This is a genomic window from Pseudoalteromonas sp. P1-13-1a, assembly GCF_001401875.1.
Classification (GTDB): domain Bacteria; phylum Pseudomonadota; class Gammaproteobacteria; order Enterobacterales; family Alteromonadaceae; genus Pseudoalteromonas.
The window spans coordinates 64,243-77,935 of sequence record NZ_LKDV01000006.1 but is presented as its reverse complement, the minus strand read 5'-3'; the positions used below and the strand labels follow the sequence as shown (position 1 = coordinate 77,935).

General features: G+C 41.7%; 11 protein-coding genes. 6 read left to right on the top strand and 5 right to left on the bottom strand.

Going from position 1 to position 13,693, the window contains the following annotated elements:
- Positions 1-215: 215 nt before the first annotated feature.
- Both metL and metB read right to left on the bottom strand, forming a co-directional pair.
- Positions 216-2,561 (bottom strand): bifunctional aspartate kinase/homoserine dehydrogenase II, encoded by a 2,346-nt coding sequence (gene metL, locus AN391_RS06155; protein WP_055014590.1) that lies wholly within the window; start codon positions 2,559-2,561, stop codon positions 216-218.
- A 6-nt stretch (positions 2,562-2,567) separates the two neighbouring features.
- Positions 2,568-3,815 (bottom strand): cystathionine gamma-synthase, encoded by a 1,248-nt coding sequence (gene metB / locus AN391_RS06150; RefSeq protein WP_055014589.1) that lies wholly within the window; start codon positions 3,813-3,815, stop codon positions 2,568-2,570.
- Positions 3,816-4,083: 268 nt separating this feature from the next.
- Between metB and metJ the strand changes: the two genes are divergently transcribed.
- A complete protein-coding gene (gene metJ, locus AN391_RS06145) occupies positions 4,084-4,404 on the top strand; it encodes a met regulon transcriptional regulator MetJ (protein WP_004589341.1) in 321 nt (106 codons plus the stop codon).
- Between the two features lie 61 nt (positions 4,405-4,465).
- Here the strand turns inward: metJ and AN391_RS06140 are convergent, their stop codons facing one another.
- Positions 4,466-5,707, bottom strand: a complete 1,242-nt coding sequence (locus AN391_RS06140; RefSeq protein WP_029771819.1) for a malic enzyme-like NAD(P)-binding protein — start codon at positions 5,705-5,707, stop codon at positions 4,466-4,468.
- Positions 5,708-6,227: 520 nt separating this feature from the next.
- Positions 6,228-6,443, bottom strand: a complete 216-nt coding sequence (gene rpmE, locus AN391_RS06135; RefSeq protein ID WP_008115018.1) for a 50S ribosomal protein L31 — start codon at positions 6,441-6,443, stop codon at positions 6,228-6,230.
- Between the two features lie 232 nt (positions 6,444-6,675).
- Here rpmE and priA point away from each other — a divergent pair, with 232 nt between their 5' ends.
- From priA to AN391_RS06110, 5 genes are all read left to right on the top strand, one after another.
- Positions 6,676-8,862, top strand: a complete 2,187-nt coding sequence (gene priA, locus AN391_RS06130; protein WP_055014588.1) for a primosomal protein N' — start codon at positions 6,676-6,678, stop codon at positions 8,860-8,862.
- Positions 8,863-8,873: 11 nt separating this feature from the next.
- Entirely contained in the window at positions 8,874-9,401 is a 528-nt protein-coding gene (locus AN391_RS06125) for an SPOR domain-containing protein (protein ID WP_055014587.1), read from the top strand.
- 79 nt (positions 9,402-9,480) lie between these two features.
- Complete coding sequence (gene hslV / locus AN391_RS06120) at positions 9,481-9,999, top strand: ATP-dependent protease subunit HslV (RefSeq protein ID WP_004589336.1); 519 nt, start codon at positions 9,481-9,483, stop codon at positions 9,997-9,999.
- Positions 10,000-10,010: 11 nt separating this feature from the next.
- Positions 10,011-11,339, top strand: a complete 1,329-nt coding sequence (gene hslU, locus AN391_RS06115; RefSeq protein WP_055014586.1) for an HslU--HslV peptidase ATPase subunit — start codon at positions 10,011-10,013, stop codon at positions 11,337-11,339.
- Positions 11,340-11,401: 62 nt separating this feature from the next.
- Positions 11,402-11,776 carry a gamma-butyrobetaine hydroxylase-like domain-containing protein gene (locus AN391_RS06110; RefSeq protein WP_055014585.1) on the top strand — a complete coding sequence of 125 codons (375 nt, stop codon included), beginning with the start codon at positions 11,402-11,404 and terminating at the stop codon, positions 11,774-11,776.
- A gap of 31 nt (positions 11,777-11,807) precedes the next feature.
- Here AN391_RS06110 and AN391_RS06105 read toward each other — a convergent pair whose 3' ends face one another.
- Complete coding sequence (locus AN391_RS06105; RefSeq protein WP_055014584.1) at positions 11,808-13,688, bottom strand: methyl-accepting chemotaxis protein; 1,881 nt, start codon at positions 13,686-13,688, stop codon at positions 11,808-11,810.
- Positions 13,689-13,693 lie beyond the last annotated feature (5 nt).

The window sequence follows — 13,693 nt, the reverse complement described above, 5'->3', positions numbered from 1 at the left end:
AAAAATGGCAGCTTATAACAATCCACATAATTAAGTGATCTATTTTGAGGATGGATAAACGTGTTGATAGCAAGGCAAAAAATTCGCTATTTAGTTGTTCTAAATGAGAACTTTTTTAACGCAGATAGCGACACGTTTAGCCCCTGAAAATGATTAAGTGTTATTGCGGATTGGTATAGCACACGCTGCCGTTTTACTATTAATATTTGGCCCCGCTATTTTAGGTTTTTAACTAACCAAAATAAATCAGAGTGCACTCCCGCGGCGGTCACTTCTTTGCCTGCCCCAGGGCCTTGTATTACTAAGGCGTTTTCGTTATACCACTGGCTATTAATAACAAAGATATTATCGCCAGGTGTTAAGTTAGCTAAGGCATCCCCTTTAGGCGCGTAAGTTATACCTACCTTCGCCGTTACTTTTCCCGGCTCTAATGCCAATAAGCCTGTATACCTAAGTACAGCATTTTGCGTATTTGCCGCATCGCCATGGTGCTTAATAAAGGCATTTAACTTATCTTTATTCGCTAAAAAATCATCCCATGAGCCTTGGGCTAACTCATCAGGCATCAATGCTTGTAAGCTTATATCATCTAAATCTAATTCAATGCCAAGCTCGCGCGCAAGTATCAGTAATTTACGTTGCATATCGCGACCTGATAAATCCTCGCGCGGATCAGGCTCTGTAAAGCCCATTTTTTGCGCTTCAAGAACAAGATCAGAAAATGCCACACTGCCATCGTACTTACTGCACAACCACGAGAGTGTGCCCGAGAACACACCTTCAATACGCGTAATTTTATCGCCACTATTTTGTAAATCGGCCAATGCAAAGTTAATTGGTAGCCCAGCCCCTACACTGGTGTTATAGCGCCAATGCAAGTTACGCTCGCTAATACTTTGGCGCAGCGCGTTATACCAATTTGTTGCAGCCGTGCCCGCGTACTTGTTAGCACTTATTAAATGACAGTCTCGCTCTACAAAGTCTGTGTATAATTGGCTAAATTGCTCGCTTGCCGTTATATCAACAACAACTTTGTGCTCGTAATCAAGTTCGTTTAATGCACTTAATAAATCCGTCTGCTCATAAGCAACGGCATTATGCTGCCATTGTTTTTTCCATTGCCCAAGCGTAATACCCGAGGCATTAAATAGCATATGTTGCGAGCGAATTAACCCAACTAGCTTAATACTATAATCGCCCGACAAACGCTTAAATTGAGCTTCTAGCTGGCTTAAAAATTCATCGCCTACATTACCTAAACCAGCCACAACTAGGGCAATCTCTTGGCCTTTATTAATTAATTTTTCGTGTAATAAACTCAATACATCGCTTTCTATTAACTGATCAGTTAACAGCAATGTATAGCCTGTATCTTGATGAATAAAACGAGGGTGAATACTTTGCTGATTTAAAACCTCAGCCGCTAATGTACTTAGGGTGTAAACATCTTGCGTAGGTGCAACAACCGCGCAGCCATTTAAATTAGACTCGCTTATGTTTGCTCGCCCAGCAAAATAACTCACTACTTGATGCGTTGCTCCCGCGGGCACAACTAAGTATGTATCGCCGTTGTGTATAAAATGATGAAGGCTGTGTTGAATAAGTTGGCTAACATGCGCCACTTCACCCGCGTTAATACCTTCTACAAGTAGTAAATCAACGTTTTGTAATGTAGTAATGAAACGTTTTTGCTTAGCTTTGCCTTGTTTTACAATATTGGTAGGGGCAGTTTGCACATCAAAACTGCTACGCACAGCCAGTTTAATATTACTATGTTTTAAAGGCGAAAGCGTTTTTGCATGTAACACAGGGTTACCCAACCGAGCTAATAGGTTAGCTTGTTCACGGCACACCTTGTTGTACTTAATCGCCTTTTCAACTTTACGGGGATCTGCACTAAACACGCCAGGTGTATCAGTCCAAATACATACATTGTGTGCGTCGCAATAATTGGCTAATAAAGTGGCACTGTAGTCACTGCCATTACGCCCAAGCGTAACTGTTTCGCCATCAGCACTTGCTGCGATAAACCCTGTTACTACATTAATTTTATTTTCATCAATAACTTGGCTGCATTGCTGCTTGTTTTGCGCATGCAAAAGCTCCCCGCTTGTTACACTAAACAGCGCTCTAGCATCATGAGCACACGCTTGAATGTTTAATTGCGTTAAATAGGCCGCCAATAACCGCGCAGACCACAGTTCGCCATGCGCCAGTAGCGCCGCCTCTTGCAACTGCTGCTCATTGGCTTGCTCTGCCACATCACTTAGCTCTTGCGCTAACACAGCTAAAGCTGCGTGTTTAGCATCGGCTTTTAATAACGCTTCAATTAATGCTGTTTGGTGGTTACTCAATTGCAGTAAAATATCAGCAACGGCTTGCTTATCTTGTTGTTGATAACTTTGCCACAGCGAAACCAAGGTATCAGTGGTTTTACCCGCAGCAGATACAACCACGCAGTCGCCTGGCTGTGTGTGAGCAATAATAATTTTTGCCACGCTCTGATAGCGCTCGCTCGAACTTAAGCTCGAGCCACCAAATTTATGTACACTATTTACCATACTCAATCACCACAAAGCTGGATGGGCAGCCTGCTGCTTTACATCACCATTGGCATTGCCTGCGGCTTTACCAACGCGCCCTACATTTTTATTTTGTCCAGGTTTAACTAAGTTAAAAACACGCTCAAAATCAGCTAATAGATCTTCTACATCTTCAATACCGACCGAAATACGAATTAACGTATCGCCCACTCCCGCTTCTAGACGCGCTTTTGGCTCCATACCTGCGTGAGTCATGGTCGCAGGGTGACAAATTAAACTCTCAACCCCACCTAGCGATTCAGCTAAGCTAAACTCTTTAAGGCTTGTTAAAAACGCGGCAGCATCATCCACATCCCCCTTAATATCAAAGCTAACCATGCCACCAAAGCCAAGTTGTTGGGCTTTAGCAAGCGTATGTTGAGGGTGCGATTCAAGGCCAGGGTAGTAAACTTGGCTAACATACTCAGAGCTTTCAAGGTATTTAGCAATCGCCAGAGCATTTTCTTGGTGCTGCCTTAAGCGCACATTTAAAGTACGTAAACCACGTAACGTTAAATAGCTATCAAATGGAGCGCCGGTAATGCCAATGTTATTGGCCCACCAAGCAAGCTCATCACCAAGCTCTTGTGTTGCAGCAACAACTGCACCGCCTACAACATCAGAATGGCCGTTGATATATTTAGTGGTTGAGTGCACCACAATATCTACGCCAAACTTAATTGGGTTTTGTAATGCCGGTGATAAAAAGGTGTTATCGGCAGCCACTAATGCACCGCACTGTTTTGCTATATCCGTCACGGCTTTAATATCCGTTAGGCGCAGCACAGGGTTACTGGGTGTTTCTATCCAAATTAATTTAGGTTTGATGGTTAAAATTTGTTCTAGGCTTTCTGGTTTAGTTAAATCAAGTACTTTAAGTTTAAGCAAGCCGCGCTTTTCTAACGACGTAAATAAACGGTAGCTGCCGCCATAACAATCGTGAGGGATAACCAAGGTATCATCGTTATTTAATAACTGTGTGGCTAAATGCACAGCAGCCATGCCCGTAGCAGTAATAATGCCCCGCGCGCCACCTTCAAGCTCTGCTAGCGTTTCTGCTAAAATATCGCGATTAGGATTGCCACTGCGCCCATAGTCATATGCGCGCTTAGTATCAAAATCGGCAAACGAATACGTCGTCGATAAATAAATTGGCGGTACAACGGCGCCATGATGTTTATCGGCATCAACCCCATTTCGTACAGCAATGGTTGCTTTGTTTTTTTCGCTCATATTCGTCACCTGATTAATTTGGATGTTTAGACGTCTAAAAGAGTAAGTTATCCATTATAATAAGTCAAAGATTTTAAAGCTCTAGATGGCTAAAAATAATATACGTGTAAAGCCCTCATAAATCTTTATTTGCCGTTACAACCAGCTTATTAAGATAGATTGCTATCTATTATTTGACTATCTTTTTTAAAACGATAGAATTTCACGCATATTTACACGCTTTTTACGCCGTGTGAGAAATTAATAATCTGAGGCAACGATACATCTTATGGCTAAATGGAATGGTGAGTATATTCACCCATACGCAGAACACGGGAAAAAATCAGAGCAAGTTAAAAAGATCACCGTTTCGATCCCGCTAAATGTATTAAAAGTATTAACTGATGAGCGTACACGTCGTCAAATAAACAACCTGCGTCATGCAACAAATAGCGAGTTACTATGCGAAGCGTTTTTGCATGCTTTTACAGGCCAACCATTACCTAATGATGATGACCTACGTAAAGACAACGCAGAAAAAGTACCTGAAGAAGTTAAAAAAATAATGCAAGAAATGGGTTTAGAAGTGCCTATTTTAGACGAAGAATAAAACGTCTTTTTAAACAAAAAAACCTCAGCATGCTGAGGTTTTTTTGTTTAAGCGCTATATATTATGCCATGTAATTTTCAGGTAAGTCGATTTGTGCCACGCCCGATTCAACAGCCGCAATCGCAACCGCCTTGGCTATACGTGGTAATAAACGCGGGTCCATCGGCTTAGGAATAATGTAATCTGCACCAAATTCGAGCTTTTCTACACCCGCTGCTTTTAATACTTGCTCAGGCACTGGCTCTTTAGCAATACTACGAATAGCTTCAACAGCAGCTATTTTCATTTCATCGTTAATTGCGCTTGCACGCACATCTAAAGCACCACGGAAAATAAACGGGAAACATAAAACATTATTAACCTGGTTAGGGAAATCAGAACGCCCTGTGGCCATAATTAAGTCTTTACGTGCACTGTGCGCAAGCTCAGGTGCAATTTCAGGATCTGGGTTTGAACATGCAAATACCACTGGCTTATCGGCCATTAACTTTAGGTCTTCAGGTGCTAGCAAATTAGGGCCCGATACACCTACAAACACATCTGCATCAGCAATTACATCTTGCAGCGTGCGCTTATCTGTATTGTTAGCAAAAAGCTGCTTGTATTCATTTAAGTCATCGCGGCGGGTATGAATAACCCCTTTTCGGTCTAGCATATAAATATGTTCGCGCAGTGCTCCACACTTAATTAACAGCTCCATACACGCAACTGCTGCAGCACCGGCACCTAAGCATACAATAATGGCATCTTCTATTGATTTGCCTTGCACTTCTAATGCGTTAAGCATTCCTGCTGCAGTTACAATAGCGGTACCATGTTGGTCATCATGAAAAACCGGAATACTGCAGCGTTCAATAAGCGCTTTTTCAATTTCAAAACATTCTGGCGCTTTAATATCTTCTAAGTTAATACCACCAAACGTGTCGGCAATGTTGGCCACTGTATTTATAAAATCTTCGGTGGTGCGATGCTTAACTTCAATATCAATAGAATCAAGGCCGGCAAAACGCTTAAATAAGAGCGCCTTACCTTCCATAACAGGCTTAGAGGCTAGTGGCCCTAAATTACCTAAACCTAAAATTGCCGTACCATTACTGATAACTGCAACCATATTACCTTTACCGGTGTATTTATACGCATTGGCTGGATCTGCTGCAATTTCTCGCACAGGCTCTGCTACACCTGGGCTATAGGCTAATGCTAAATCTTGCACCGTTTCAGCTGGTTTTGTTAGCTCAATGCTGATTTTGCCTGGAACGGGGTGAGAGTGGTAATGTAATGCTTGTTCACGAAAATCTGACATAACGCGATGGTATCCTGCAATTTAAGTTAAGTGAGAGGGAGTATGGGGCTAAGATACTCTTATTAATTTTAAATTCCAAGCAATATCAGGTCTATCCTGTTATATGCTATATCCGTTAATTTTAAGTGATTTATCAGCAACTTCGCTAAAAGTTATCAACATTAAAAAATAAAAATTCATTTAAAAAGTGCTTTTTGAGGTTCATTTTACCTAAACAATATTTTTAGTATTTTGCATGATATTAGTCTATCAAACTGCACCATTATGGCGCGTTAATCACTGTTAAAAACAAATATCGCCACGATTAGCGCTTTTAGCAACTTGGTTAAAAATTAACGTATAAAAAATATAGAGAAGAATTGTCTGTTTGTCTGCAAAGCTTTATGCATATTCAGAATAAGAACAGGAAATAGTTATGCAGTGGGAATATGGTAATAATTGGTAGTTTTCTACCCAAAAAGGTGAATTTTAGACACAAAAAAAGCATCCGAAGATGCTTTTTTTTACTAAACAGCAATAATTATTTTTTGCTGCTAAGTGCACCGAAGCGCTTGTTGAAGCGATCAACACGGCCGCCAGTGTCTAAAATCTTTTGCTTACCAGTGTAAAACGGGTGACACGCTGAACATACGTCTAGGTGAATGTCTTTACAAAGAGTAGAACGAGTTTCGAATTTGTTTCCGCATGAACATGTTGCAGAAATTACTTCGTACTTAGGGTGAATACCTTCTTTCATAGGAACCTCTAGTTAAGGCCGCATCGCTCTCCAAACCCGAAGTCTGGCACCATACGTCGTTAAAACAAATTTATAGGCCGCGGATTTTATCCAACTAGCCTGCCCCGCACAAGCTTTAATTACGCTTTTTGTCAAAAAAGTAACCAACTAGCCTTAGAGCGACTATTTGAGTATAGGTTTTTAGCCTTATTTTTAGTACATTAAGCTATTACCCTTTATCACATGAGTTGTTATGCGCTTTGTTGAAGTTGCTATAAAAGTTCCGTTACCACGCACCTTTGATTATAAAATAGATGAACAACTTATCTCGCCCTCAGCGACAATTATGCCAGGGATGCGTGTTTTGGTGCCTTTTGGGAATCAAAAGAAAGTAGCTGTTGTTCTTGCACTTAAAACGCATACCGATGTACCCGAGAACAAAATTAAAGCGGTTAGTGAAGTTATTGACCAAACCCCCATTTTATCATCGCAGCATTTAGAACTGCTTAGCTTTACCGCCCGCTATTATTGCTACCCACTCGGTGAAACTATACACATTGCGCTGCCTAGTGCGCTTCGCCAAGGTGAGCACCCTGATAAAACCAGCATAAGTATGGTTAGTCTTACCGAAAAAGGCGCAAAAATACCGTCATTAAAAGCGAAAACCCAATTAAACTTGTTAAAGCAGCTCGCACAATCAGGTAAGTCATCATTAACCGAACTAAAAGCGCTCGGCTTTAGTAAAAAAACAATAGATGCCTTAATAGATAAAGAATTTATAACCCAAAGCATTGAGCACGACAACCAATGGCAAAGCGTTGCGCCCACAGTCGGTACTAAGCCAGTACTGAATAAAGAGCAAGCCGTAGCGTGCACAACAATAAATCAAAGCGTTGGTTTTAATAGCTTTTTATTAGAAGGTGTGACCGGCAGCGGTAAAACCGAAGTATATTTACAATGCTTAGAAGAAGTCCTCAAACGTGGCGAACAAGCCCTAGTACTAGTACCTGAAATAGGGTTGACGCCACAAACCGTCAACCGATTTCGTCGTCGCTTCCCTGATACCCCAATAATGCTATGGCACTCAGCCCTCACCGATAACGAGCGCTTGCAAACATGGCGTTTTTGCGAAAAAGGCAGCTGCGCAATTGTAATAGGTACCCGTTCAAGTATTTTTCTCCCTTTTTTAAAGTTAGGAATGATAGTGGTTGATGAAGAACACGATTCATCATTCAAACAGCAAGATACCTTACGTTACCACGCACGCGACTTAGCAGCTTATCGGGCATTTCAGCATAAAATACCGCTTATTTTAGGCAGTGCCACCCCAGCACTGGAAACACTGCACAAAGCTATAAACAATAAATACCAACTTTTAAGCCTTACAGAGCGCGCGCAAACAGCAACCGATAATAAGTTTATGTTGCTTGATATGAAAGGTCAGCCCGATCAAGCGGGTATTGCTCATGCAAGCCTTGCCACTATGCGCCAACATTTAAACCGCGGTAAGCAAGTTATGGTGTTTTTAAATCGTCGCGGTTTTTCTCCTACGCTTATTTGTCACGAATGTGGCTGGCTCAGTGAGTGCAATCGTTGCAGCACTAGTGCCACCTTTCATAAAGCCATTGGTCAAATGATTTGCCATCACTGTGGTGAGCAGCACCCTGTACCTCATCAATGCCCTGATTGCGGTAGCACGCAAATTTTTCCTAACGGAAAAGGCACAGAGCAAATTGAAGAGTTTTTATCGAGTGAATTTCCCGATACGCCCGTAAGTCGCATCGACCGCGACTCAACCCGCCGTAAAGGAAGCTTAGAAAAAGCCTTAGAGGAAATAAACCAAGGTGGAGCGCGTATTTTAGTGGGCACACAAATGTTAGCTAAAGGTCATCATTTTGCCGATGTTAGCTTAGTGCTTATATTAGATGTAGATAGTGGTTTGTACTCGTGTGACTTTAGAGCTACTGAGCATTTAGCCCAGCTAGTGACTCAAGTTGCTGGGCGCGCGGGTCGCTCGGGGGAGCCTGGGCAAGTATTACTGCAAACGCACTTTCCAGAACACCCTCTTTTACAAGATTTAGTTAATAACGGCTATCAAGACTTTGCCCGTTTTGCTTTAAGTGAGCGAGATGACGCTGATTTACCACCCATCACTAATATGGCTATAGTCAGGGCACAAGGGCACAGTATTAAGCAAGTTGTCGATTTTTTGACGGATTTGGTTCCTGTTAACGGTGTATCTGGTATACAATTGCTCGGTCCAATCCCTGCTCCACTTGAAAGAGTGGCGGGTATGTATCGATTTCAATTACACATTCAAGCGCAAGACCGCAAAGTATTGCATCAGTATCTTGCGCAAATGGTTGACTATTTAAGCACCAGCAAACTCGCACAAAAAGTGCGCTGGAGCCTTGATGTTGACCCTATAGACATGATTTAGGTTAAAGCCAAATGGCACAGCACGATTATATTAATAAAAAACCATCGGGTAGAAAAAACACCAAGCAGACCCCTGCTAAAAAACCATTTCCTATACTTTTAGTTGTTATTACTGTTTTGCTTGTAGGTGGGTTTGCCTACGGCTTATGGTTTATTAAAAATAATGCTGATCCTGAGCTTGTTGAGCAGCAGGCACACCCTAAAACAGCTGAAAAAGTAGAAATAGCTAAACCTCGCGCCCCTAAGTTCATTGAAGAAATTAAAGAGCATGAGATCCAAGTAGAAGTGAGAGAAATTGAGCAAAAAGGCCCTTATGTTATGCAGTGTGGGTCGTTTAGAACACATGAGCAAGCTGAAACCCTTAAAGCTAAAATTGCTTTCGCGGGCTTAATTTCTGAAATTAAAAAAACCACCGGTACTAACGGGGTTTGGTATAAAGTGCGTTTAGGCCCATACAAAACAAAGCGCCAAGCCGAGAGCGACAAAAACAAACTCAAGCGAGTACACGTTGTTAGCTGCGGAATTTGGGGCTGGACTTGAAATTAGTGCATTCACCCATATAACCTCTTCATAATCGTTTTTTACAAGCTGCCCTCGCAGCTTGATGATGAGGAATAACATGACCACTATCGTAAGTGTACGCCGCGACAATAAAGTAGTAATTGGTGGCGACGGCCAAGTATCGCTTGGTAATACCGTAATGAAGGGCAATGCCCGCAAAGTTCGACGCCTTTATAATGGCAAAGTAATTGCTGGTTTTGCCGGCGGTACTGCTGATGCTTTTACCCTTTTCGAACGCTTTGAAAGCAAACTAGAAATGCACCAAGGTAACCTCACTAAAGCCGCTGTAGAAATGGCCAAAGATTGGCGTAGCGACCGAGCTCTGCGCAAGCTTGAGGCGTTGTTGGCAGTTGCAGATGAAACTGCTTCACTAATTATCACAGGTAACGGTGACGTAGTGCAGCCAGAGAACGATTTAATTGCTATTGGTAGCGGTGGTAACTTTGCTCAATCAGCAGCCACTGCCCTATTAGAAAATACCGATTTAAGCGCTCGCGATATCGTAGAAAAAAGCCTGACCATTGCTGGCAATATCTGTGTATTTACCAACAACTTCCAAACAATCGAAGAACTATAATAGGACCCATTATGTCTGCTATGACCCCAAGAGAAATTGTACACGAGTTAGATCAGCATATTATTGGTCAAGCTAAAGCTAAAAAAGCCGTGGCTATTGCCTTGCGTAATCGCTGGCGCAGAATGCAATTAAACGATGACCTACGTAGCGAAGTAACCCCTAAAAACATTTTAATGATTGGTCCAACCGGTGTTGGTAAAACTGAAATTGCCCGCCGTTTAGCTAAACTAGCAAATGCGCCTTTTATTAAAGTAGAGGCGACTAAATTTACTGAAGTAGGTTATGTTGGTAAAGAAGTAGAAACTATCATTCGCGATTTAGTTGATGTATCAATTAAAATGACCCGCGAGCAACAAACTAAAAAGTTTAAACACCGCGCAGAAGAAGCAGCAGAAGAGCGTATTTTAGATGCACTTTTACCACCCGCTAAAGATCAATACGGTGAAACGCAGCGTGATGACAACTCATCGACTCGCCAAACATTCCGTAAAAAATTACGCGAAGGTCAGCTTGATGATAAAGAAATAGAAATAGATTTAGCGCAAGCGCAGCCAAATGTAGAGATTATGGCACCACCTGGTATGGAAGATATGACCAACCAGCTGCAAAGCATGTTCCAAAACATGGGTGGCGACAAACGTACTAAGCGTAAGTTAAAAATTAAAGAAGCCTTCAAACTATTAACTGAAGAAGAAGCCGCTAAGCTCGTTAATCCTGAAGAGTTAAAAGAGCAGGCTATCTTTGCTGTAGAGCAAAACGGTATTGTGTTTATTGATGAAATAGACAAAATCTGTAAGCGTGGCGATTCGTCAGGTCCAGATGTAAGCCGTGAAGGTGTGCAACGCGACTTACTACCACTAATTGAAGGCTCAACTGTAAATACTAAGCACGGTATGGTTAAAACCGATCACATGTTATTTATTGCATCGGGCGCGTTCCAAATGGCTAAGCCATCAGACATGATCCCTGAGTTACAAGGCCGTTTACCTATTCGTGTAGAACTTGAAGCGCTCAGTGCTAATGACTTTAAACGTATTCTTACCGAGCCACATGCTTCACTTACTGAGCAGCAACGTGAGCTACTTAAAACTGAGCAAGTTAACGTTGAGTTTAGTGATGATGCAATAGATCGTATTGCCAAAGCGGCATGGCAAGTTAACGAGAAAACCGAAAATATTGGTGCGCGTCGCTTACATACGGTAATGGAAAAGCTAATGGAAGAAATTTCATACGATGCATCTGAGCAGGCAGGCTCTACCCTTACTATAGATGCCGCCTACGTAGAAAAACACTTAGGTGCACTTGTAGAAGACGAAGACTTAAGCCGCTTTATTTTATAAGGTAGGCAAAAATACTATACTAAAAGCCTCCATATTGGGGGCTTTTTAATGGGACATATAAAATGAAACACGTAACAAAAGTGCATTATCATAGCGTGAGTAAAAACCTAGATGTTTACTTTGATGATGACAGTATGGCTGTATTTAGCTGCGAGTTTTTACGCGTTCACTCCCCCTCTGCCGAAGTGCAAGGACATGGTGCAGAGCCAATGAAGTTGGTACTTAATAAACAACATGTTGGTATAAAAGAGATTGTACCGGTGGGGCATTACGCAATTAGGTTAGACTTTGATGATGGCCACAACAGCGGGCTATTTAGCTGGAGTTACTTTGAAGCACTACAAGCGCAGCAAAAAACCTTGTGGGATAAATACCAAGCGCGCCTTACCGAGCACGAACAAAACAAAGATAGCGTACCAATAAAGTTTGTTCCCTAAACCTTATTGGCTTTTTAAACGCTACGCTGTATTACACTTTAAACTTATCAATAGCCGCAAATAATACGCGCGCTTGTTCAGAGACTTCTTCACTGGTTTGCGCATTATTCACTGCATGCTCAGAGGCATCTTGGGCAATGTCTCTAATGCGTACTACATTTTTGTTTACCTCTGATGCCACCTGACTTTGCTCATCAATGGCAACAGCAATTTGCGTGCTCATTTCCATTATGGTTTGCACATCCTCGGTAATAGCGCCGAGTAAATCACCCGCTTTAATAGCTTGTGAAGCACTCTCATCGCCTTGAGAACGACATTGATGCATAATGCTGACGACCTCTTGCGTGCGCTGCTGAAGCGTATTAATAATGCCTTCAATTTCACTGGTAGACTCTTGTGTGCGTTGCGCAAGCGAGCGCACTTCATCTGCCACTACAGCAAATCCTCGCCCTTGCTCACCAGCACGAGCGGCTTCTATCGCGGCATTCAATGCCAGTAAATTGGTTTGCTCTGCAATGCCTCTGATTACATCGAGTACTGAGCCTATGGTTTCACCGTCTTTTTCAAGTTGCGATACCACACTTGATGCATTGCCTAACGACGAAGATAAATCGCGTATGTGCATAACCGTAGAATCTACTTCATTGCGCCCTTGCTGCGCGCTTAGATTGGTTGACTCTGCTTTTTTAGCAGCAGCTTCGGTGTTATGCGAAATATCTTGAATCGTTGCCTGCATTTGCGTAGCCGCAGTGGCCACCATATCCGCTTCGTGTAATTGCTCTTGCATGCCTGAACTTGTTGCAGAGGTGCTTTCAGATAAGTGCTCTGTTGCTACATTTAACGTATTAAGCGCAGTATTAACTTCGTTTATGAGGTTTTTAAAATCGCCTATTAAGCTATTAAAGTCTGAGGTCATGATGGTAACTTCGTCATTACCTGTTTGCTCTATCATTACGCTTAAATCGTTATTGCGGCGTATGTCGTTTATGGTGTGATACACTCGTTCAATAGGTACAATGATTGAATGACTAGTTAAGTACACCAACGCCAACACGATAACCCCTGAAAGAACAAAAACTATAATGGCTATAAGTTCTGCTTGTTCAACACTTGTTTCAACTTGTGACTTAGTTGACTCAACGATTTCACTTACAACTTTGTCACTTTTTTCTACGTTAATACGCATAACGCCTAGTGCACCTGAGTCTAAATCTAGTCCTAACTCAGTTTGTGCTTTAACTAGGTTTTGAAAAGCGACCTGATAAGTATCTATTAACGGGTTTATTTGCGACTTATAACTACTTTGCAAATTAGCTTGCGTAATTTTTTGCTTAAACGTACTGATAAGGTTATTAAAGCGAGTTAAGTATTTTGCATCAAAGCGCAGCATAAAATCTTTCTCAGCACGTCGAAGCTGAAGCATTACTGATAAAAGCTCAAAGTTATCTTGCTCTTTTAATAGTTCTTCAACTTCATGTACTGCATTTCTAAGCTTGCCATATAACCCATCTTTAGGGTTTAAACCTATCTGCTGCTGTAACCTAACAACCTCTGAAAAATTGTTGTTGTAGTTAGTAATAAGCGTATGAAAATGCTCAACTTGCGCTGTGGTAATACCCTGCTTTTGCATTACCTCCTGCAGCTCTTTGATTTTAGTGCTTAGCTGTTTAAAATCCTTATCAAATGATGTAAGTGCTTCCCGCTGCTTGTAAAAAAGAAAGTTTTTTTCATACTTTCTAAGCTCTAGTGCATGTACGTTGAGCTCTTCTGCAAGCTGAATTGTTTTGTTCAGATTAAGTGTTACACGTGACTCATAAATTATCACACACAACAAAATGACCATTGCCAGACCGACTACCACTGCATTAAGTTGTAAACGTCTTTTAATAGTTAAGTTTTGTAAAAAATTCATTGAAA

Bases quoted from the DNA above. Each gene is read 5' to 3' on its own strand.
- metL (WP_055014590.1), bottom strand. From the start codon at position 2,561: ATGGTAAATAGTGTACATAAATTTGGTGGCTCGAGCTTAAGTTCGAGC.
- metB (WP_055014589.1), bottom strand. From the start codon at position 3,815: ATGAGCGAAAAAAACAAAGCAACCATTGCTGTACGAAATGGGGTTGAT.
- metJ (WP_004589341.1), top strand. From the start codon at position 4,084: ATGGCTAAATGGAATGGTGAGTATATTCACCCATACGCAGAACACGGG.
- AN391_RS06140 (WP_029771819.1), bottom strand. From the start codon at position 5,707: ATGTCAGATTTTCGTGAACAAGCATTACATTACCACTCTCACCCCGTT.
- rpmE (WP_008115018.1), bottom strand. From the start codon at position 6,443: ATGAAAGAAGGTATTCACCCTAAGTACGAAGTAATTTCTGCAACATGT.
- priA (WP_055014588.1), top strand. From the start codon at position 6,676: ATGCGCTTTGTTGAAGTTGCTATAAAAGTTCCGTTACCACGCACCTTT.
- AN391_RS06125 (WP_055014587.1), top strand. From the start codon at position 8,874: ATGGCACAGCACGATTATATTAATAAAAAACCATCGGGTAGAAAAAAC.
- hslV (WP_004589336.1), top strand. From the start codon at position 9,481: ATGACCACTATCGTAAGTGTACGCCGCGACAATAAAGTAGTAATTGGT.
- hslU (WP_055014586.1), top strand. From the start codon at position 10,011: ATGTCTGCTATGACCCCAAGAGAAATTGTACACGAGTTAGATCAGCAT.
- AN391_RS06110 (WP_055014585.1), top strand. From the start codon at position 11,402: ATGAAACACGTAACAAAAGTGCATTATCATAGCGTGAGTAAAAACCTA.
- AN391_RS06105 (WP_055014584.1), bottom strand. From the start codon at position 13,688: ATGAATTTTTTACAAAACTTAACTATTAAAAGACGTTTACAACTTAAT.